This window comes from Mucilaginibacter sp. R-33, assembly GCF_049949235.1.
In the GTDB taxonomy this organism is placed as follows: domain Bacteria; phylum Bacteroidota; class Bacteroidia; order Sphingobacteriales; family Sphingobacteriaceae; genus Mucilaginibacter.
In genome coordinates, this window is record NZ_CP188089.1 from 4,480,702 (window position 1) to 4,502,249 (window position 21,548).

At 44.6% G+C, this 21,548-nt stretch carries 21 protein-coding genes; 7 read left to right on the forward strand and 14 right to left on the reverse strand.

Going from position 1 to position 21,548, the window contains the following annotated elements:
- The first annotated feature begins 282 nt into the window (after window positions 1-282).
- Window positions 283-483, forward strand: coding sequence for a helix-turn-helix domain-containing protein (locus ACP26M_RS18415; protein WP_426589738.1), 201 nt, complete (start codon window positions 283-285; stop codon window positions 481-483).
- Between the two features lie 13 nt (window positions 484-496).
- On the opposite strand, the gene ACP26M_RS18420 is transcribed toward ACP26M_RS18415, so the two are convergent.
- Window positions 497-1,618, reverse strand: coding sequence for a Fic family protein (locus tag ACP26M_RS18420; RefSeq protein ID WP_426582135.1), 1,122 nt, complete (start codon window positions 1,616-1,618; stop codon window positions 497-499).
- A gap of 211 nt (window positions 1,619-1,829) precedes the next feature.
- On the opposite strand from ACP26M_RS18420, the gene ACP26M_RS18425 reads away from it, so the two are divergent.
- Together ACP26M_RS18425 and ACP26M_RS18430 are read left to right on the forward strand one after the other, a co-directional pair.
- Window positions 1,830-3,374: an IS630 family transposase gene (locus tag ACP26M_RS18425; RefSeq protein ID WP_426582137.1), complete on the forward strand. Its 1,545-nt coding sequence runs from the start codon at window positions 1,830-1,832 to the stop codon at window positions 3,372-3,374.
- A gap of 122 nt (window positions 3,375-3,496) precedes the next feature.
- Complete coding sequence (locus ACP26M_RS18430; RefSeq protein ID WP_426582139.1) at window positions 3,497-4,261, forward strand: phage integrase SAM-like domain and Arm DNA-binding domain-containing protein; 765 nt, start codon at window positions 3,497-3,499, stop codon at window positions 4,259-4,261.
- A gap of 292 nt (window positions 4,262-4,553) precedes the next feature.
- Here the strand turns inward: ACP26M_RS18430 and ACP26M_RS18435 are convergent, their stop codons facing one another.
- The 7 genes from ACP26M_RS18435 to ACP26M_RS18465 all read right to left on the reverse strand — a co-directional run bounded on the left by ACP26M_RS18435 (window position 4,554) and on the right by ACP26M_RS18465 (window position 9,713).
- A complete protein-coding gene (locus tag ACP26M_RS18435; RefSeq protein WP_426582141.1) occupies window positions 4,554-5,507 on the reverse strand; it encodes a helix-turn-helix domain-containing protein in 954 nt (317 codons plus the stop codon).
- Between the two features lie 20 nt (window positions 5,508-5,527).
- Window positions 5,528-6,070 (reverse strand): DUF1569 domain-containing protein, encoded by a 543-nt coding sequence (locus ACP26M_RS18440; RefSeq protein WP_426582143.1) that lies wholly within the window; start codon window positions 6,068-6,070, stop codon window positions 5,528-5,530.
- Between the two features lie 3 nt (window positions 6,071-6,073).
- Complete coding sequence (locus ACP26M_RS18445; RefSeq protein ID WP_426582145.1) at window positions 6,074-6,910, reverse strand: oxidoreductase; 837 nt, start codon at window positions 6,908-6,910, stop codon at window positions 6,074-6,076.
- A 105-nt stretch (window positions 6,911-7,015) separates the two neighbouring features.
- Entirely contained in the window at window positions 7,016-7,894 is an 879-nt protein-coding gene (locus tag ACP26M_RS18450) for an NmrA family NAD(P)-binding protein (protein ID WP_426582147.1), read from the reverse strand.
- Between the two features lie 75 nt (window positions 7,895-7,969).
- A complete protein-coding gene (locus tag ACP26M_RS18455) occupies window positions 7,970-8,491 on the reverse strand; it encodes a DUF420 domain-containing protein (RefSeq protein ID WP_426582149.1) in 522 nt (173 codons plus the stop codon).
- Entirely contained in the window at window positions 8,491-9,024 is a 534-nt protein-coding gene (locus tag ACP26M_RS18460) for a hypothetical protein (protein ID WP_426582151.1), read from the reverse strand. Before ACP26M_RS18460 ends, ACP26M_RS18455 begins: the two co-directional genes overlap by 1 nt.
- Window positions 9,025-9,116: 92 nt before the next feature.
- Complete coding sequence (locus tag ACP26M_RS18465) at window positions 9,117-9,713, reverse strand: hypothetical protein (protein WP_426582153.1); 597 nt, start codon at window positions 9,711-9,713, stop codon at window positions 9,117-9,119.
- 123 nt (window positions 9,714-9,836) lie between these two features.
- On the opposite strand from ACP26M_RS18465, the gene ACP26M_RS18470 reads away from it, so the two are divergent.
- The 4 genes from ACP26M_RS18470 to ACP26M_RS18485 all read left to right on the forward strand — a co-directional run bounded on the left by ACP26M_RS18470 (window position 9,837) and on the right by ACP26M_RS18485 (window position 13,648).
- Window positions 9,837-10,445: a TetR/AcrR family transcriptional regulator gene (locus tag ACP26M_RS18470; protein WP_426582155.1), complete on the forward strand. Its 609-nt coding sequence runs from the start codon at window positions 9,837-9,839 to the stop codon at window positions 10,443-10,445.
- A gap of 599 nt (window positions 10,446-11,044) precedes the next feature.
- On the forward strand, window positions 11,045-12,190 hold the full coding sequence (locus ACP26M_RS18475; RefSeq protein ID WP_426582157.1) for a site-specific integrase: 1,146 nt from the start codon (window positions 11,045-11,047) through the stop codon (window positions 12,188-12,190).
- A gap of 21 nt (window positions 12,191-12,211) precedes the next feature.
- On the forward strand, window positions 12,212-12,706 hold the full coding sequence (locus ACP26M_RS18480) for a hypothetical protein (RefSeq protein ID WP_426582159.1): 495 nt from the start codon (window positions 12,212-12,214) through the stop codon (window positions 12,704-12,706).
- A 69-nt stretch (window positions 12,707-12,775) separates the two neighbouring features.
- The gene (locus ACP26M_RS18485; protein ID WP_426582161.1) at window positions 12,776-13,648 is read left to right on the forward strand and encodes an IS3 family transposase; all 873 of its coding nucleotides are present in this window, start codon (window positions 12,776-12,778) and stop codon (window positions 13,646-13,648) included.
- 54 nt (window positions 13,649-13,702) lie between these two features.
- On the opposite strand, the gene ACP26M_RS18490 is transcribed toward ACP26M_RS18485, so the two are convergent.
- The 6 genes from ACP26M_RS18490 to ACP26M_RS18515 all read right to left on the reverse strand — a co-directional run bounded on the left by ACP26M_RS18490 (window position 13,703) and on the right by ACP26M_RS18515 (window position 21,548).
- Complete coding sequence (locus tag ACP26M_RS18490) at window positions 13,703-15,487, reverse strand: carbamoyltransferase family protein (protein WP_426582163.1); 1,785 nt, start codon at window positions 15,485-15,487, stop codon at window positions 13,703-13,705.
- 4 nt (window positions 15,488-15,491) lie between these two features.
- Window positions 15,492-15,641, reverse strand: a complete 150-nt coding sequence (locus ACP26M_RS18495; RefSeq protein ID WP_426582165.1) for a DUF5989 family protein — start codon at window positions 15,639-15,641, stop codon at window positions 15,492-15,494.
- Window positions 15,642-15,652: 11 nt separating this feature from the next.
- Window positions 15,653-16,036 (reverse strand): SxtJ family membrane protein, encoded by a 384-nt coding sequence (locus tag ACP26M_RS18500; RefSeq protein ID WP_426582167.1) that lies wholly within the window; start codon window positions 16,034-16,036, stop codon window positions 15,653-15,655.
- Entirely contained in the window at window positions 16,033-17,859 is a 1,827-nt protein-coding gene (locus ACP26M_RS18505) for a hypothetical protein (RefSeq protein WP_426582169.1), read from the reverse strand. The genes ACP26M_RS18500 and ACP26M_RS18505 overlap by 4 nt, the downstream gene beginning before the upstream one ends.
- A 4-nt stretch (window positions 17,860-17,863) precedes the next feature.
- The gene (locus tag ACP26M_RS18510) at window positions 17,864-19,843 is read right to left on the reverse strand and encodes a glycoside hydrolase family 127 protein (protein WP_426582171.1); all 1,980 of its coding nucleotides are present in this window, start codon (window positions 19,841-19,843) and stop codon (window positions 17,864-17,866) included.
- A gap of 67 nt (window positions 19,844-19,910) precedes the next feature.
- Window positions 19,911-21,548, reverse strand: a complete 1,638-nt coding sequence (locus ACP26M_RS18515) for a RagB/SusD family nutrient uptake outer membrane protein (RefSeq protein ID WP_426582173.1) — start codon at window positions 21,546-21,548, stop codon at window positions 19,911-19,913.

Below are 21,548 nucleotides of genomic sequence, written 5' to 3' on the forward strand. Positions count from 1 at the left end.
TTATCCATTCAGGCTTAACACACAAACATCAAAATAAACCTGCTGAGACATCTGATGGTAGACAAGTAATGGAGATGGTAATAAAGAAGGTAATAGAGATAGTGGCTACCGGTTGGTGATGGTAAATTTGCAACTATGAGTATAGATAAAAATACGCGTTTGATTGATCTGACCGTCGCAGATTTAATGGTCATTATAAAAGAATGCATGACCGGGTTCATGCCGGTTGATTAAACCTTAAATGACGAAGACGAAATTGGCGGATACGAGATCGCCGAAACAATAACCGGGTATTCCCGCCAAACGCTTTACCAGTTAAAATCTGCCGGAGAATTACCTTATATAGGTTTACCCGGAGGGGGTATCCGGTTTCCAAAAAAGATGTTAATGAACTGGTTGCTATCCCATCAAAAGCTTACGCGCCAGGAAATAGAGGAAAAAGCGGAAACCCTGAAACTTAAGCGCAAACCGCGAAGAAAATAATGGTCAGCACAGGTTATTCAGATAGTATCCTGTACAGTTCCAGATTTAGGTAATAATTGCCTTTACCGATTACTCTCTTTTCCAAAACACCCATGTCCGTTAACTGGTCAAGGTATTTTCTGGCAGTATTTTCCGCATAAATATTGCCGCCGACCAGGTGCTTTACCCGTGTGTATGGTTGGGTAAATATGGCATTGACCAGCGATTCGGGGCGTGCGATGTCGGTATCTTCGATGATGGCTTTTAAAATGGCATCTTTTGCACTAACGATGTCGTTGATCTTGTCATAGGTGATGTTCGATGTCACCTCGACAGCTTTTAGCATATATAACAACCAGCTCTTCCAACTTCCTCTTTGGGTTACCCCGGCAAGTCCTGCGTAGTAATCTTCTTTATGGTCCATGATGTAACGGCTTAAAAAAAGGATAGGATAATCCAGCAGGCCTTTTTTGGTCAGATAGTGGATGTTGAAAATTCTGCCGGTGCGCCCATTGCCATCCCGGAAAGGGTGTATCGCCTCAAATTGAAAATGGCCAATGGCCATTTTCAACAATGGGTCTATGGCATAAGTTTTGTCGTCGTTCAAAAATTCGATCAAGTTGTGGAGTTTTGCTTCGACTACTCCTTTGCCCCTTGGCGGCGTGTAGGAAACTTTCCCAGCATTTGGCCCGGTGCCACCCTCTTTGATAACAATTTGGGCGATGGGGGTTCTGATGCCATCATTAAACTGGCTAACGATCCGGTACATTTTCACGAAGTAATTTTCGTCAAAAACCTGCTCTGCTTTCAAATACGTATAACCTTCCCATAAGGCTTCCCGATAATACAGTACTTCTTTGGACGGCCCGTTTAATTGCTGGATTTGTTCTTCACTGTAGGCCTGGTACAATTCATCATCAGTTGTAAAGATATTTTCTATTGCGCTGGATGCTTTCGCTTCCTGTAAACTAATGGAATTAATGAGCAACCCTTGATTTGGAATGACGATACTTCTGCCCTGTAAGCGGCCAAGCGCGGCTTTGGCATTACCCAATTGACTGTAAATTTCGACATCTTCATAGAGGTTTTTGTCAATTGGCAGTTCCGGCAAGGTATTCCAGGGAACACTCCGGTCAGGGTTTATTGGGTATGGCATAATACAAATATAAACTATTGACCTTAAAAATTAAATATTTTAATGTCAATGAGTTTTGTGGCATTAAAGTCAGCTCGGATGATATTGATTACCTTAAAATAATGCAATTTTAAGGTATAGCTTAAATTTCGCATTAACAAGTCTTTGGAAACCATATTAATATAACGAAGTTTTATCAGGTAATTACTGTCGGTACACTAAATTTTTAAGTATGGCACGTACAAGAATCCCTGAGAAAAAACAAATATCTATTGGTCGCATGCTTTTAAATGGAGCAATCAATATTAGACAAACCTCCCGGAGGTTAGCCATTTCCAGAAACACCGTGAAAAGTTATATTAAAAAATACAAGGCATTTGCCGATAACTGTCCAGGCGAAGCAGTTTATCGAGATGTTGGAATTCCCGTTTTCAAAATCGAATATCCACGGAATGATAAATATCAGGATTTGATAAACGTCTTGCCATTATTAATAGGTTTAGATAAACCCGCCAGCGCAAAGGATGTCTGGCTACGTTATTTGGCTATTTATCCAAATGGTTACAATCGCTCCGCGTTTTGCCAGCATTTTTCAAAATGGTTAAAAGAGAACAAAGTCGTGCTTCGTAACTTTTCGCAAGTGCTTACAATACCTGCGGAAGACTTAAAAATATTGAAACGATGGCGTAGATCCTCCGACAGACGTAAATGGGAACGGTCAGTGGTCATCATGGAGTCTTTCCATTCAAAATCGGCGGTTGATATTGCTATTAAGGTAGATCGCGGCGCTGATAAAGTATCGGATTGGATCAGGGACTACAAAGCAAAAGGCATTAAAGGATTGGAAAAGCAACCCCGGCGTGCGAATAAGGATATCATAAACGGAATCAAAGAAAAGCGCGACAATTTGGTAAGGCTAATTCATGAGTCCCCCAAATTACACGGGATCAATCGTACATCCTGGTTTCTGGCAGATTTATCTGCCGTTTATCAAAAGGTATATGGCATTTACATATCCGGCTCCACCATATCGGCCTATCTTAAAAAAGAGGGTTATGTTTACCGCAAGGCAAAGGAAGTGTTGACAAGTCCCGATCCCAACTTCCGGGAAAAGATGGACAAGATCACTGCAATCCTGCAAAATCTTGGATCAAGGGAGAAGTTTTTTTCGGTAGATGAGTTTGGCCCTTTCGCTGTGAAAATGAAAGGAGGCCGGTCGTTGGTCAAGAGGAGCGAAAGAAAAACGTTTCCGCAGATTCAAAAAAGCAAAGGCTGGACTATCTGTACGGCGGCATTGGAGCTATCTCAAAATCAGATCACGCATTTCTATTCACAAAAAAAAGAAACCGAAGAAATGATCAAACTCATAGACTTGCTACCGATCAAATATCAAAATGAGGAAAAACTTTACTTTTCCTGGGATGCTGCATCCTGGCACGCCTCTAAAAAATTGGTCAGCTATATTGAGCAATTGAATAGCGAAAGTTACCGGCTTGTCCACAAAACACCGTTGGTGGAATTGGCACCACTCCCGGCTTCTGCACAATTTTTAAATGTGATTGAATCTGTATTCAGTGGACTGGCCAAATCTATTATTCACAATAGCGATTATACAAGTCTTGACGAATGCAAGGCAGCTATCACCTTATATTTTCAAACCAGGAATAATCATTTTATATTAAACCCGCAAAAGGCTGGCAATAAAATATGGGGCAAAGAATTAGTTGTTCCTACATTCAAAGACAGCCATAATTGCAAAGACCCAAAATATAGGTAAGACAATCGCATTTAAAACCACTCGGGACTACATAAACCGTCTTCTATGTAGCGTTAATAGTACGTTTGACAAATTTTGATTTGAAAAGATCTCTTGTAAGCTTTAGCGAAATTTTAAATTCTATGTTAGAAAAAAGCTTCGGTGTGTTTTATTACTTAAAGCAAGCTAAAAATCAAAAGGATGAAAAAAGATATGTTTATCTCCGCATTACAGTAGATGGCATTCATCGTGAACTTTCAATTAAAAGACAATGGGCGCTCAGCCAATGGAATACATCGTTTGGTAGAGCCATAGGCGACAATAAAGAAACAAGGGAATTAAACTCTTATCTGGATCTTATTTTAAGCAAGGTTTATCAAGCAAAAACCAAACTATATGAACGCAATAAGCCGATAACTGCAGAAAGCATAAAGGATGTACTTTTAGGAAAAGACGAGAAAAAATATTTCATTAAGACAGTGTTTCTGGAACACAATATTCAAATGAAAGCTTTAGTAGGAAAAAATGTTGCTGAAGGTACGCTAACTCGATATAAGACAGCCTACTCGCATATAAGCAATTTTATTAGATGGAGATATGGAAAAGAGGATATGGAACTAGGAGAGTTAAATTACGAATTCATAGACCAATTCTTATTCTGGCTTAAGAGCGAAAAGAATTGTGGGCAGAACACAGCTATAAAGTATTTAGGCAACTTTAAAAAAATTATAATCGGAAGTCTGAAAAGCGGGCTATTAAAAAAAGATCCGTTTCAAGGTGTTAAAATCAAACGCATAGAAGTATATCCTACTGTCTTAACTAAAGAGGAAATAGTTAAAATAATTAATAAAAGGTATGATATTGAAAGACTAAAATATGTGGAGATTCCGCTCAAACTGACCACCTGATTCCGATTTAAAGTGACCAGGGTATTCCGGACCAAAGTGACCACCTGATTCCGGATCAAATTGACCACCCCATTTTTGGTAGTTTATGCATCAGACGCTGGCCGTCCTTTTAAATGCCAAATACAGTCGCCGGGTGAACGAGTTGATCGGTAGCCTCATTAGGTATGCGAAATAGCGCTGAAAGCCTCTAATAAAGCAATGAACGGCCATAACCAGAATGGAGATCCTGCAATCACCTTGCATATTAAAGCTTCGAAAAGAAAAAAGAGGTTATAGATAGAGCAGCACCAGGCTAAATGGAAATTGGTAAATAATTATCTTTGTTTATGCTGCTAAAGCATGAGCTGCATTTCTTTGCCAGCAAACAGGTGGTCAGTTTTGCCACGGAATAGGGTGTAACATATCTCCGAAACGCCCAGGCAAAGTACGACATATTTTCAAAACCGAGGGAATAGGCGATCTCGGAGACGTGGTCGCCGGATTCCCGCAACCGGTTCTTGGCGACCGAGATCAGCGCGATATGGATTAGTTCCTGTGCCGTTTTGCCGGTCTCCAGTTTCAGAGCATTGCTGAGGTAACGCGGCGACATATTCAGCTCAGCCGCAAGTGCGGCTACCGAAGGCAGGCCTTCCTTCACCAACTTGTCCTGGCGGATGAAATCGTCGAGCAGCCTTTGGAAAGCGGTCACCGTTTTGCCGCTAAGTTCCCGGCGGTTGATGAACTGCCGTTTATAAAACCGCTCGGCGTATTTCAACAAGGAATCGATATTGACCAGGATAATATTACGGCTGAATTCATCCTGGTTATTATCGTATTCGGTGTCGATAGATTCGAAGAGCCGCGTGATGATCTTTTCTTCTTTAGGTGCCAGGTGTAAAGCTTCGTCCGCTTCATAGTCAAAAAAGGTATATCGACTGATCTCGCGTTGCAACGCGCTGCCCAATAAGAAATCTTCATGAAACAGCAGGATAAAGCCGCCCTCTTCCAACTCCAGGTTGTGGATCTCGATGATCTGACGCGGTTTCCAGAACACCATCGAACCTTTTTCGTGATCGAAACGTGTGCGGCCATAAAGCCAATGCCCGGCTTTGATGTGTTTCAACCCTATCATATAGCAATCGCAGGTGAATTCCTGGAAATTCAGCACCAGGCCGGGCGTGATCCTGATCAGGCTCAGCATCGGGTGCTCGGGTTCGGGCAGGCAATTGTCGCGGTGCATCTCGCTTAAGGAACTGTAGTGTTTCATCAGGTCTAATTTAAAAAAGATCAGGCACTAAATTGCCTTAAATGGTAATCGATATGGATCAGCGCCAGTTTCCCCCATTGTTTGCGGGTCAGCCGTCCGAACAGGGGATGCGGCCCCCAGCCTTCGGTTGGCGTGGTCCAGGCCTTGTCCAGTATCTCCAGCAATAGTTTTTGCTCATTTTCAAAGTCATATTGGGCTTGGTGCGGTATAATGAAATTCAGCGGCATGCGCAATCCCCGCGGCTGTTCCGGGAAGAAATCGACCAGCAGCCATTTGAATAGCGTACGGCTCAATCCGTAACTCTCGTCCCAAAGATCGAAATAACCCAGCGCGCCGCCCAGCGACAGGTTGAGATGGTGCAGCATCTGCGCTGCAACCATCGTGCCCCAGACCCTTTTGGAACCCGGCGTCAGGCTTTGCACCCGTCGCCGGAATTCCGCCTGTTTTTCAGGTTCGTAAAACAATAGCCCGTCTACCTGTGGCCTGACCAGGGCTTTGGGGAAATATTTCAGGATAGCGATAAAGGAATACCAGAGTTCCTTATTGATGAGCCTGCGTTTCATGGCCTAGATCTCTGTAGGCGTGAATTTGCCAGCCCAGGCCTCAATTTCCTGGCTAACCTTGTCGCGGTTGGTGCGGTAGGTTTGCAGCGAGTCCTGTCCCACCGGTAAATGAAGCGGCGGATTTTCGGTGTTCGCCAACTCCAGGATGACGTGCGCCAGTTTCGCCGGGTCGCCGGGTTGGTTGCCGTGCAGGGCTTCCGGAACCGCCTTCATTTGCCCAACTACGGTAGGCTGGTAGTCTGCGATCGACTGCTTGGTCAGGGAGTAGCTTTGCGAGTTTAGGAACTGGGTGCGGAACAGGCCCGGCGCAAGGGCAGTAACCTTGATGTTAAACGGGGCGAGCTCCAAGGCCAAACCTTCGGATAAGCCTTCGACGGCGTATTTCGTCGAGCCATACAGGGCCCAGCCTGCTAAGGCACCGTAACCGAAGAGCGACGAAATGTTGATGATCTGTCCAGCCTTTCTTTCCCGCATTCCGGGCAATACGGCGCGGACCAGATTCAGTACGCCGAATACGTTGGTATCATACTGCCGCCTCACTTCTTCAGCTGAAGCTTCTTCAATGGCACCGACAATGCCGAAACCGGCATTATTGACCAGGACGTCGATCTGTCCGAACTTCGCCAGGCCTTCACTGACCCCTTGTTGTACTTCAGTCTCGTTGGTAACATCCAGGTTGACGACCAGCAGGTCTGCCGGGTTCCCCAAAGCTGCCTGCAATCCGGCGGCATCATTCCTGACGGTAGCGATCACCTTGTCACCCGCTGCGAGGACGGTTTTAACGATTTCGAGGCCGAAGCCTTTGCCGGCACCTGTGACCAGCCAAATTTTCTTTTTCATGATTATTAATTTTAAATGATTTACTTGTTTTGATACACCAAAGGTAGGCCTGTGCCCGCAGGTGCTGCTAACCCGTATTGTACGAATACTAACACAGATCTACATTTAACTGAATACTGATTTATTCTTTCTGAAGAAGTCCGCCAGTGTTTCCGCCTGCTGGCCGGTGATGGTTTCGATCAGGCCGTTCGTCCCTGCGAAAATGCCGTTCACACAGTCTTCGGCCACGTGGGTCACGTGCTGGATGAAATGTTCACTGGCCGGTCTTTTGGCATTACGTTCAAAGAATTCGGCGATGGTTACGGGTTGGTACCGGATCGTTCGGCCGAGTTCGGTGGATATGACTGCAGCCATTTCTGCCACGCTGTATTCCTGCGGGCCGTAAAGCTTAAGGATCTGCCCGGCATAGGTGTTGATATTCGTCGCTGCTTTGGCGACAACGCGTCCCAGGTCGGCGGAATCCACCGGTGCCCAACGTCCGTTGCCGAAAGGCAGGGCGAGCTCGTTATTGTCCCTGATCAGGTCGCGGATATACAGGAACCAATCGTCGAAAAAGGTGGGCCTTAAGTGTACAGTGGGGATGCCGGTAGCATTGAGCAATTGTTCGCCTACCCAATGATCCTGGGCAGCGTAGCTTTTGGCTTCCCGTCTGGCCGATATCTGCGACATATTAACGATCCCTTTCAGGCCGTTCTCTTTAGCTGCGATAGCGAAATAAGCGGTGGCCTGCAATACGCCGGGCACCAGCACAGGGTAACACAGGTAGGCGGTGTCGATACCCTGCATGGCGGCCGAGATGTCATCCAAGCTTAACAGGTCACCAACGACCACCTCAACACCTTTGGCGGCCAGTTGTGCCGAACGTTCATCCAACCGGTGGACGAGCGCCCGCACGGGATAGCCCATTTTTAACAGCTCATCGATAGCGGCCCCGCCGCTTTTGCCGGTCGCGCCGGTGATGAGTACTTTGATCTGATCTTTCATTTGTTTTGAATTGAATACTCAAAGGTAGTCCGGGTTTAACCCGGGCTGCTAACCCGGAACAGCCAATTACTGACACTATTTGACATAGTAAGGCGAGATCATCAGGTAGACGATCACACCAGTGAGGCTGACGTAAAGCCAGATAGGCATTGTCCAACGAGCGAGTTTCCGGTGACGGTCAAACTGGTTTTTAAGAGCCAGCGCCATGGTATACATGGCCAGGGGCACGATGATAATGGCCAGAACAATGTGCGTGGTCAATACAAGGTAGTACACATACCTAAGGTTGCCGGTACCGCCGTAGCGGACCGAGGGCGTAGTGAAATGATAGGCCAGGTAGCTGATGAGGAACAAACTGGTTGCGACAAACGCGATGCCGATGAAACGTCGGTGCCAGTCGCGGCGCTGACGCCGGATGGAGATCAGCGCGGTCAGCAGGGCCACAAAGGTCAAGCCGTTAAGAACGGCGTTGACCTTTGGCAGCAAGTTAACATGGAAACTGGCGGGCAGGGCCGTTTTGGGTAAGAAAACGGAGAGGGCAATCAACCCATTGATCGCCAGGGCGAGTGCCCCTATGTATCGTTGTTCTTTTTTCATCAGTCGGCGAATGGGGCGCTACCTAAAAAATCTTCCGGTTTCGGGATATTGAGCGTATTTGAACGGTGATGCTCAATACAACTGCAGAAATGAAAGCGGTGCGGGTAAGGCTGTTTGCTGTCCAGTTCCCTGGTAAAGAGCTCCAAAAAACCCTGCTTAAATCCCAGTCGCGGATAATGGTGAAGTACATCTGCAACATCTTTAGGTTCGAGGGCCAGTTCCGGCGGTAAAGCCGTAAGATCGTACAGGATACCCTGTTGCATCACGCGGGTCGGTTCATCTTTGAAGAGGTTCAGGTCACCCACGTGCAGGGCGATGTTATGCCACACCTGCCAGGCCCGGTCATCCGCCACCCCCTTATCCAAAAGGAACCTTCTGGCCGCGTGCGCACCTTCTACTTCGAAGCGGTGCGGCCCTTTTCCTGCTTCGGTAAAACCAAGGTCATGCAAAACTGCGGATACGAACATGAGCTCATGATCAACTTTAACGCCTCTCTTCCGGGCGAACAGCTCACCGAAGTAATAACACCGCATCACGTGGTTGAACAGTACATCGCTTGAATACTCACGTGCATATTGCTCCGCCTGGCGTGCAATGGCAGAGTCAGGCGTTTTGATACCGGCGATCATGACCCCGACCTTTCGCTGGCAGGTACACGTACCACTTCCGTCAACTCACCCGAATTGATCTCATAAAAGAAGCCGTAGAGATTGAGGTGTTTGGGTACCAGCGGGCTATTATTAAGCAGCTCCACGTCGTGTTTGATGGTTTTCTCATAGTCCTCAATAGCCATATCCTCATGATTCCACAAACCGGAGATATCCGTATGATGATGCGTGTGGAACTTCTCGATCAAAAGTTCGGGCGTATAAGAGGTCATGCCACAGAAAGAGTGGTGAACAATGACCACATTCTGATAATGGAACAGATAGTCCATCGTGGCGATGGATTGCAAGGACTGCAAGGCGCGGCCGCCGCCATTTGATAAAGCGAACAGTGTGCGGGTATGGCCTACCCGGACACCATTTTCGTCGGTGATGTTTTCGCCGGGATAAACCTCATCACCCAGATAATCGGCTACGGCTTTCGGGACTTCCGCGGCCCTGGGATCAAAACAATAGATCACCAGTGTTTTCATTGGGATGGCTTTATCAAAACCATCAAAAGTGTTTTGGTCGAACCCGGGCAAGTTCCTGAATTCGAATTGGCTGAAATTTGTCATGTCTTTAAATTTTATGGATCAAATGTATACAGGTCTGTCTACTTTAGCAATTAAAAGTATACAAGTCTGTCTACTTTGACAATTGCCTGATATTTCAAGCAGTTAAAAGCCTTATTTTTGGATATGGCAGACACAACGAGCCCCTTTCGTGACTTGCGATCAGAAAAGATCGACACCCTGAAACCCGGGGAGCGGATATTAAAGACGGCGATACGACTATTCAATGAGCATGATGTGCATACCATTGGTATCGACCGCATCATTGCGGAAAGTTTGGTATCCAAAAGAACCTTCTACAGCTACTTCCCGTCAAAATCTGATCTTGTCGGTGCTTACCTTGACTTTTGGGATGCGTTCCGTTTCGATATCCTGGAAAAACGGGTGGCGGCGGCGGGTGACGATCCAAAAGCCCAGCTGCTAGCAGCCTTTGATGCGGTGGATGACTGGATCGCCGACCGGGATTTTAATGGTTGCGTCTTTACGAGGGGCTTAAGTGATTTCAGTACGGACGAGGAGAAACCGCTTCGGGCGAAGGTGGACCGGCACCTGGAGAAAGCTGCGGTATTTATACAGCAACGTTTAGATCAATTGGTTGAGCCGACTCAGGTTAAAATCCTCTTGCCGCAATTACTCAGTCTCATCCTGGGGGCGATGATCGTTGCACAGGCAACTGGCCATAAAGACGCTGCACTGTTGAATAAATCTTTGGTTAGCCAAATACTCAAGCGCTGATCAGCCCCATTGTTGATGTTGCCGCTCTTTTATAAAAGATTGCAGACATGATAAGCATTCATTTGATGTTATTAATGAGTTGTAAATACATTAGTCGGGAAGATTAACGCAGATTTACGTTAATGGTTATGGCGTTCAGATATCCAAGTATTTACACGAGTTGCAGAATGCAGATGTCATTATCACGTTTTCTGGTAAGCTTGTCTTTTAATAAATTATTCTTAATTTCGGGTAACAATTAGAGTTATTTGCCTATTGCGTGATTCGTTGCGTTTGAAAAAATGACAATGTTAACATATTGATAATGAGGTGGTTATATAGAAATGTTCTGAACCCTCCCTCTCCGCTGATTTTCACACCAAAAATGACTAAAAGCCTGCAAATCAAATATTTGCAGGCTTTTCTTTTTTTCAGAATTCGCACTGTTTTGTACGAAAATGAGTATAATTCTGGTGAGTAATTCGGTGAGTCAGCAAGGATTAAACCTAACTCACCAGAAAGCAATTAATTATCTTATTTACAGGTAGTTAAAAAATGAACATCTTGTCAAAAACGTGACGCAGAACTAATTTTGTTTAACTTTTTCTGAGTTATTTTTTATGAAAACAACATTCAGTTTGCTCTTCTATTTGAAGAAACCTAGAAACTACACAGCCGGCCCGGTGCCGGTTTACATGCGGATCACCATTGAAGGTCGCCGCTCAGAAACAGCCATCTCCAGGGAGTGCGAGCCCTCACAATGGAACAGTGCAGCCGGACGCATGAAAGGTACCAAGGAGACTGTGAAAACTTTTAACAATTATCTTGATACATTGCGCACCCAAATTGATGAAGTGCACGGCTCAATGGTGAAAGGCGAGGAAGAGATTACTGCGGAAGGCCTCAGGAATCGCTTTCTCGGAAAGGAGGAACGTCCCAAAACGCTCATCGAAGTTTTTGAAGAACACAATAAACGCTTTGAAAAACTTGTGGGAAAGGAAACTACGAAAGGCACGCTTGGCCGGTATAGAATATCGTTAAGTCATATCCAACGATTTTTAAAATGGCGTTATAATCTGACAAATATCGGCCTCCGCAAAATCGACTATCAGTTTATTACGGACTATGACTTCTGGCTGCGTACTGAGCGGAAGTGCGCCAATAATTCTGCGGTAAAATACATTCGAAATTTTAAGAAAATCATTTTGTTAAGTATTGACAATGGCTGGATAGACAAAAACCCCTTTGTAAAATACAAAGGTAAAGTCAAACGGATTCCACGTACTTGTCTGGAGGAAAATGATCTTTCTGCCATAGCAACAAAACAGTTCTCATCAGTAAGTCTACAACAGATTCGCGATATATTCCTTTTCAGTTGCTACACAGGTCTTGCATACATTGATATTAAGCAGTTACGCCGAACAGATATCATTGACCGTTTTGACGGTGAAAAGTGGATCATGACAAATCGCCAAAAAACGGATGTACCAACAAGAGTACCCTTGCTTCCGGCTGCCATTGAAATCATGCAAAAATATGAGCGGCATCCGAAATGTTCAAACTCCGGACTTGTTTTCCCGGCCCCCTCGAACCAGACAGTCAATGATTATTTAAAAGAGATCGCGGAGCTTTGCGGTATTCAGACGGAATTAACCTTTCATATAGCCCGTCACACTTTTGCGACGACTGTTACACTTGCCAATGACGTTCCGATTGAGAGTGTATCTGTTATGCTGGGACATGCAAACTGTCTCGTCCTGCTATAGCTTGTTACTAAAAACAAGAAAATGAAAACAATACCAGGGAAGAAAAAGAAAGTAGCTCCCGTCGTAAGACGCAAGCCATTTGATAAGGTCGAAGAACAGACCAAAATAAAGATTGTAGAAGAGATAAAAACTGGGATGATTAGTTGCTTGGGAGCCACCCGGAAATACCGTGTTCCAAGGAATACGATAAAAGCATGGGCAGGTAAGCTTAATTTGACTACTTTGCTGAATGCAAACAGCTCTTCATCGGTTCCAGGGATGACCCAAAGCCAGGAATCAAAGTTGCTCATCAAAAAAATACATGAGCTTACTGAGGCATTAGAGCTATCCCAATTGAAGAACCTGGCCTTGGAAACGATGATTGAGGTAGCAGAAAGTGACCTACATATCAAGATCCGAAAAAGCGTGGTACCAAACAGTCTTAAGAATGCGGCAAAAGCGTTCAGAATATACCCTGGTAGCTATTTGTGCACTGTTTGGTGTAAGCCGTCAGGCTTACTACTTAGCTCATCATAAGGCTTCAAGGACAAGTATCGCACATATGGTTGTGTTGACGCTGGTGGGCGAGTTCCGGCTGCTGTTCCTATGTTGGGAACCAGAAAACTATTACATATGCTCATTCCGGAGATGGAAAAGCATGAGATAAAGATGGGGCGGGACTTGCTGTATGATCTGTTACGCATTCACGGCTTATTGATCCGCCGGAGAAGGCGTATGGTTAAAACAACGGATTCCCATCATTGGTTAAGAAAATATCCTAACCTGATCGCGCATCTATCCCTGTCAGCACCGGAGCAGCTCTGGGTGAGTGATATCACCTATATCCGTACGCTGGAAGGCTTCAGTTACCTGAGCCTGATCACAGACGTTTATTCCAGAAAGATCGTTGGATATGCCCTACATCCCAGCTTGGAAGCAGTTGGTTGCATTGCAGCCCTGGAAATGGCAGTAGACAGTAGAACGCGGATACCTCCATTTATCCTGATACATCATTCTGATCGTGGAATACAATATTGCTCGCAGAATTATACTGCCCTGTTAAACAAAGACAGGATCGCGATCAGTATGACCCAAAGCGGTAGTCCATATGAGAATGCACTTGCCGAGCGCGTTAATGGAATTATCAAGAATGAATTCTTTCCAAAAAAGGTCTACCAGAACCATAAAGAGGCAAAGAAAAGCATCTCAGTGATCATCGGCAATTACAACGAGCGACGCCCGCATGCAAGTTTGAATTACCATCACCAGATCAGGCACATGGTATGTCCGGTGAAATCAGGAAGCGTTGGAAGAGCTATCCGCGCCCTAAAAAAGGGAAGGAGGAAAGTCAGGTTACTGGCATTTGAGACTGTGCCCGCAAAAAGAAAAAAAGAAGCAAAAAAAGAAAAACGCATTAGGATATGGAAAACTGAAGGAGTTTCCCACATCCTAATCAGGGCTAATGAAATATCGGTGTAAACTGATTCCAGTATTACCACTCAAAAACGACAAGTAAAATCAGGACGAGACACATTATTTAACAGCCATAAAATTTTCGATTACTAAAACATCTATACCCGTATTTAGGAAACAGTCTATAGCATCCTGTGGTGAGTTCACCATAGGTTCATCCATCCGGTTAAATGAAGTATTTAACAGGCAGGGGCAGCCTGTTAAATTGTAAAATGCTTTGATCATATCATAAAAATCGGGATGGTTTCTGTAGTTCACAGTTTGGATCCGGGCAGTATAATCCACATGTGTCACCGCCGGAATATCCGATCTTTTGTTTTTCAACAGTTCAAACCCTTGCAATAGTTCATTTTCCGGCAAAGGGACTATTCGCAATTCTGACTTAACCCTTATAACCATTAGCATGTAAGGACTTGATCCCTCAAAATCAAAATAAGTCGGGGCGTATTCTTCTAAAACCGCAGGTGCAAACGGCCTGAACGATTCCCTGAACTTGATTTTTTGATTTAGTACGGATTGCATATCTATCCTTCGCGGATCAGCAAGAATACTTCGTGCGCCCAAAGCACGCGGACCGAATTCACTCCGTCCTTTGAAGTAACCAACTACTTTACCATCGTTAATACTTGCAGCTACTTTTTCGTGCAAGTGCTTTGTTTCTAATTCTTCAAACCGGATATGATTATCTATAAAACACTCCTTAACATCGTTGGCATTAAAAGATGGCCCGAGCAATCCATTCCGCATTTTGTCTGTGCCATTGGGATTTTTCCTTTCGTTACTTAAATGTTCATAGTATACTGCGTATGCCGCACCTAAAGCACCGCCCGCGTCTCCGGAGGCAGGTTGGATCCATAACCGTTTGAAGCCCGATTGCTCTAATATTTTACCATTGATGACGCAATTTAAAGCTACGCCACCGGCCATACATAAATCATCAAACTGAAATTCTTTATACAAAGCTATGGTTAAATCAAGCATGATGTGCTCTGCCGCAACCTGTATGGAACTGGCGATATCCATATGAAATTGCAAAATCGCTTCGTTCGGTTTTCGTCTGGGTTGGCCAAACAGCTTATCAAACCGTGACGAGGTCATGGTAAGGCCTGTACAGTAGTTAAAGTATTGCTGATGCAGCCTGAATGACCCATCTGCTTTTAAATTCACGAGTTGTTTAAATATCAGATCAGTATAAACGGGCCTGCCATAAGGCGCCAGCCCCATTACCTTATACTCATCGCAGTTAACTTTAAAACCAAGATAATAGGTAAATGCCGAATAAAGCAGACCGATAGAGTGCGGAAAACAAATTTCTTTGACCTCTTCTATTTTATTGCCCGCGCCAATGGCGACAGAGGTGGTTGTAAATTCGCCTACTCCATCGGCAGTCAGAATAACAGCCTTATTGAATGGCGAAGGATAGAAGGCCGACGCTGCATGAGAATGATGATGTGTGGTAAATAGCAGGCTTGACTTTTTTGAGTCCCAATCCTCATCGATGAGTTTCAATTGGTTAATAATGTTCTTTTTCAGAAATAGTTTATCCTTGAGCCACATCGGTATGGCTTTCATAAACGAAATAAAGCCTGAAGGAGCAAAGGCCAGGTAAGTTTCCAGAAGGCGCTCAAACTTCAGGAACGGTTTTTCGTAAAAAACAATATGGTCAATCCCATTTAAAGAGATCCCGGCTTCAACTAAACAGTATTTTATAGCATTTATTGGGAAGCTTTCGTCATTCTTTTTGCGGGTAAAGCGTTCTTCCTGGGCGGCTGCAATGATGTAATCATCCTTAAGCAAACAAGCTGCGCTATCATGAAAATAAGCCGAAATACCAAGAATATACATGAACCTAAAACAAGGAATAAATGAACGGTGCAAGCGCCGATCCCTGTGCCAAAACCAGCAGCAGGCTTAGTAAAAACAGCAGGATAAACAAAGGCCAAAGCCAAAACCGTTTTCTTGATTTCAGGAACATAAAAAACTCTCCTATCACTTCCATAATGCTGTGTATTAAAATTGTTGTTTCATTGAACTTTGGCCGGTCGTTTTTACAGGCTTCCAATAAGTGGCTGCGCTACGCTCAAACTTTAAATCCAGGCCATTTTTACCAAATAAACGCATGATGACACCAACCGGCGTAATGATCAGGAAATACAGTAAAAATAGAATGATGGCAGTATTGATCACAGCTAAGACGTGGCCTATCCTATCCCAAACCAATCGTAAAGGATTTAAAATTTGAGGGATGATTAGGGCCGATAACATCAGCAAAATACCGATTGTTAACAGCCAGACGATAGCATGATGGTGTACAAAATATTGCCATGCGACCATAAGCAAACATGCGCCGCCGGCTACCAAGCCAAATTTCTGATTTACCTTCCTGATGTTCATTGCTGTTTATATTTCGTAGCGGCCTCGTCTGCGCCAATGGCATGGTAGTTCGCAGCTATCTGCATGTTGGATTTTTTACCGGCCATGTTTTTTAGGCGGATGATCTCTGCAACTATAGCTTTTAAATTCACCAGTTCAATATCCGAAGGATGCTGTTGTATCGCCGAATCAATGTAGGGAGCAGCCTTTGCGGGCTGATCACTTTTTAAAAATACCAGGTACATATTTTGCGTGTTGGCAAAAGAAGGGTCAAGCTCATAGGCTTTTTTAAAGTAAAAAGCGGCCCCGTCAGGATCGCCCAGCTCAAAGCTTAGCCTGCCTGCATAAATGGGATAGATTGTATTTTGAGGCTTTTCGAGCATAACGGCTTCAACTGCTTTCAGAGCCGTCTTTTTATCACCCGCTTTCATACTGTATTTGAACAGCTGATCCATAGCATCCAGCCAGCTGATCCGGTTTACCGATAGTGCACCAGCGAGTTGTGAAGCGATATCATCGCCGCGTTTAAACCCTGCAGGGATAGGCTTATTAAATGGCCAGCCTGTTTCAAGCATCATGATGGTATAAGCGCCATACAATGAATCAATTTTGGTAACAGGCATCCGGTTGAGTAATTCAGCTAAACTCATTTCCTTATCGGGATGAGCTTTAATCAATCGGGCGCTTTTTATGGATTGATAAAAAGCGCCCGACATCAGGGCATAACCATATAAATTTGGATGTACATGCTCCAGCAGGGTTTCTTTGCCCAAAATGCCGTTTGGCGAGTGCTGCTCAAAAACAGTTCGGCTATTTACCAAATGCACATTGCAGTATTGTTTAGACAAAGCCGTTATAATTCTATTCATCGCCTCGGGAGCGCGGAAACGTAAAAGGTCAAACTCCTTTGCTTTGATATATTCCTGTTTTGCCTGCGCATATTTACCTGATTGATACGCATCATTTGCCCTCGCATACAACATATTGGCCGAAGTATCAGATCCATCGCTGATAAAAGGTTTCAAATCTTTTTCGTTACTCACTAATGTGCTTAAAAACACGGGCACATTTTTATCATGCATAACCTGGCACAGTTCGGTCATGTTGTCCTTAAACTGCGCTATCCCGGCTTTATATGCTTCAGATTGATAAGGTATGGCCTGTTGCTGCGCCATACGCTGCATCAGGTTTTCACGCTGATCGGGGTTGGAAGCTGCCGGTTTAAAGCTACCAATTACATTATTGACCAGTTGAACCAATCGAAGTTCTTTAAGTGCAACTATAGCGCGCACCAAAAGCCTGCTATTGGCAATATGACTGGTTGAACCAATGCCTAAAGCACCATAATATTCGTTATGACCGGTATAAATCAACACTGCATCGGGCTGGTAATTAACCACCTGCTTGCCAAAATCAAGTACTGTATATGAATTTACAGCTGTTAATGATACATTGATCACTTCAAAATTAATATCAGGATAGATGTGCATTAACCGGTACTGCAGCCAACGATGAAACGATCCATTGTGCATGTACGGGTAACCGGCTGTTGTCGATTCACCAAGCACAAAAATCCTGAAAGTATTTTTCGCTTTTTCAACCTTAAAAGGCTCAATATTGCCTTTGGTGGCATTGGCAGTATCGGTAAAATATTTTTCGGATGCGTATTTACTGATCACCCAATAGTTAGGGTCATCGGGGTATTTGATAAACAAACTGGTGTCATGTCCGTAATTGAAAAGCCTCAGCAATCCTTCGGCAAGCAACAAAATAAGTACCGGGGTGCCGAAAGCTATGACCCTGAACCATCTTAATTTTTTGCGGGAGAGTTGCTGAGGCTTCATATGTTTATTTGGTAGTGGCATTTACTTCGGGAAACCAAACGGTCATTTCGCCTTTACCACGGTTTGCCCATGAATAATAAGGGATGGCCGTAAGCTCTACCTTTTTAGCAGCTTCGCCTTTTGTTTTACTTAGGATCTCTCCTTTTAAAACAGTTACGCCATTTAACAGGCTGGGTTCGGCTACAGGTTTAAAAGTTGCATTTGCAGGGATTGCTAAATTGCTCACCGTTCCGCCGTTATCTTTCCACTCGGCGCAATACATGATCGGGCCGCGTTGAAGGGCTGTTTTACCTTTATCATCAACCAATGCTTTATTGGCAATAACCTTTTTAACTTCCATAGGCAGGTTTAATTGGATGTTATCACCTTTTTTCCATTGCCTGTTAATTACAGCGTAGCCATTTTCAACTTTATAAGCAACCGCTTTGCCGTTTAGTTTCAGGCTGATTTTTGCAGCCGATTTATTTTGGAAAGCATACAGATCAGACGGGATCGCCTCTGCCCTTGCCCAGCCCGGGATCCGGATGTGCATAGCAAAATTAGTTGCCGTCTCCGGTGTTACGGCAAACGACAGTGCACCATTCCACGGGTAATTATTGCTTTGAACAATGCTCACTTTTTTATTATCAATCTCCATATTTGCTGTACCAGCAATAAACAGGTTTACAAATACATTATTATCCTTTTGAGCATACATATAGCCTGATAACGACGGCAGGAAACGCGCCATATTGGTTGGGCAGCATGAGCACTCAAACCAGCCGGAACGCTCGGGCTCAAGCTCATGATGTGTAACCCCATTGGTTACCTGCATGGCATTGGTGTAGAAGAATGTCTTACCATCCAGCCCAACACCCGAAATTAACCCGTTATATAAAACCTTTTCCATCACATCGATATATTTCGACTCACCGTGCAGCAGGAACATCCGCTGATTCCAGAAAACATCGCCTATGGCAGCGCAGGTTTCATTATAAGCAGTTGTATTTGGCAGCTCGTAATCGGCACCAAAACGTTCACCGCCCGGTACTGCGCCGATTCCCCCCTGCACGTAGATCTTTTTGCCAACCATGTTGTTCCAGATCTTGTCAATGGCGGTAATGTATTCCTTGTCACCGGTTAAAGCGGCAACATCGGCCATGCCCGAGTACAGGTACATTGCCCTTACGGCATGACCTTCGGCATCTTCCTGTGCTATAACAGGTTCATTGTCCTGCCAGTACATCCCGTTCTTCCATTCGTCAGTACTGGTTTTATCATAGGTGCGGTGCCCTCTTTCGTCAATAAAAAATTTAGCAAGATCGAGATATTCTTTTTTGCCGGTGATACGGTACAGGCGTACCAGGCCCATTTCCACAATCTCATGTCCCGGTGCTACATGCCTTTTGCCCGGTCCAAAAGTTTTAACCAGCAGATCGGCATTTTTAAGGGCAATATCTAAAAAGTTGCGTTTGTTGGTAGCCAGGTAATGTGCCGCGGCTGCTTCAAACATATGGCCTGAGTTATATAGCTCATGACTTAGTTCATTCTCTTTAACCCAACGCTCCGGGCCCGACCATGCATGAGGATGCAGTGGGTCAATAGTACGAGCGGTGTAAAGATAACCGTCCGATTCCTGTGCTTTACCTACTATTGTGATCAATGAATCAACATAAGCATCCAGCTTTGCATCGGGATGAACGGCCATTGAATAAGCCGCTCCTTCAATAGTTTTATAAATATCGGTATCATCAAAAGGAAACTTAGTACAAAACTTACCGCTGCGGGCAGCCGCCATTTCAAAATTTTTAACCCTGCCGGTATTTTCGCAACGGGCAAATGAGGCCGGAATGGTAACCGTGCGATTGGTTTCGATACGCGAGGTCCAAAACTTATCGTTAAGCTTTACATTGGTAAATGATACCGGCTTAATGGGGTAATCCTTAGTTTGCGCGTAAGCAACGCCGCAATAAAATGATAATGCAATAAGTAATCTTTTTTTCATCCTGATGATATATTATTTCAAAAGCACAGGAGATCAGCCGACCATCCTGTGCCTGGTATTAATTTTATTAGTAGCCTGTATTTTGTTTCAGGTTAGGATTTTTAACAACTTCCTGCCTTGGCAGCGGCAACAAGGCCCTGTAATCGCCATTAGGCGAATGTGAAAGCCAGGATTTTTTGGTAAATACGCCAAAGCGGATCAAATCCTGCCTGCGGCGGCCTTCGGTATTAAATTCCCAGCCAAGCTCATCCAGAAATCTTCCGTATTGAATATCGGCCCCACCCTCAGTTGTGGTTTTTATGTGGTTTCTCAAGCCATAATCATACACGCTGCCCGCCTGCAACTGGGCGCCTGTTACGGTTGCTTTTGCCGGGTTTGCTGCAAAATCACGTTGCCTAACCTGGGTAACCAATGTGGCAGCACCGTTAGCATCACCTGTACGCAGCAAACATTCAGCCTTCATCATCAGCACATCCGCATAACGGAATAACGGAAAGTCATTACTCAAACCTAATAAAGCACCCTGTTTATATTCAAACTTACCTAAACGGAAGCCATGCACTTCTTCTGTTGAATCAACACCCGGCACCACGTTGATATAATTTAACGGTTTACCGGTGTATGCGCCTAACGAACCGTTGATAGGTAACCCGGCCAGCGTATACTGCTGCCCCTGGATCCAGTTATTTTTCAGGCGGCTGTCGTCAGGATCAAACGTATTGATGAACTGTGGTATCGCGCAGATGCCGCCCCATGGCGAATATTGAAAATTATAGGTTGCCTGATTTTCAGGCTCAAGACTTTCCATATGTAAAGCAAAGGCGTTAGCACCATCTGCAGTGTATTTTTCATCAAACGGGATGGCAAAAATGATCTCTTTTGAAAGTTCATTCTCCGTAGCAAAAACCGAACTTTGGTTTGACTCCAAACCAAAGCCTACACCCGAATTGATAATGGCATTACATTCGGTAATACATTTATCCCAGGCCGGAGTGCCGGTATAAACGCCTGCATTCAGGTACACTTTCGCTAATAAAGCATGTGCCGCCCACTGGTTAAACTTCCCATAAGTAGTTTGATCATTAGCAGCGCTCAATTGCGGCAAGTTGGTGGTAACCTCGGATACAATGAAATCATAAACTTGTTGACGGGTACTTTGCGTAGGCAAAAATCCCGATGGCAGATCAAATTTGGTAATGATAGGTACACCGCCAAAAAAATCGCACAGCGGGTAATAGAATGAAGCACGTAGCACTTTCAATTCGGCCAGGGCAGCTTCTTTACCTGTTGTCATCGGGATAAGGCCATTTTCAATCTGATAGATAACACGGTTACAGGTAGTGATACCGGCATAGGCATTGTTCCAGATCTGATAGCTGTTATCTTCGTCAGAGGTCCATTTATGTTCGTGCATGCGGCGATAGATACCACCGTCAACCCACCCGTTAGGACGTTCCGGGATTACTAACTCATCGGCTGAAATCTCATTGGTCCTGAAAACTGAGTTTGCACTGCGGCCCAGTTCAAGCGGGCGCCAATAGGTATATCCTGCGCCAAGCAATGATGCAAGATCTTCGGTACCGGGTTTAAAGTCACTGGCTACAATGGTTGCGTAATCCTTGTCCTTTAATTTCGTACAGGAAAATGTAAAGGTAATTACACTGATTATGATGATACTGCTTAGTATATAAAATATCTTTTTCAT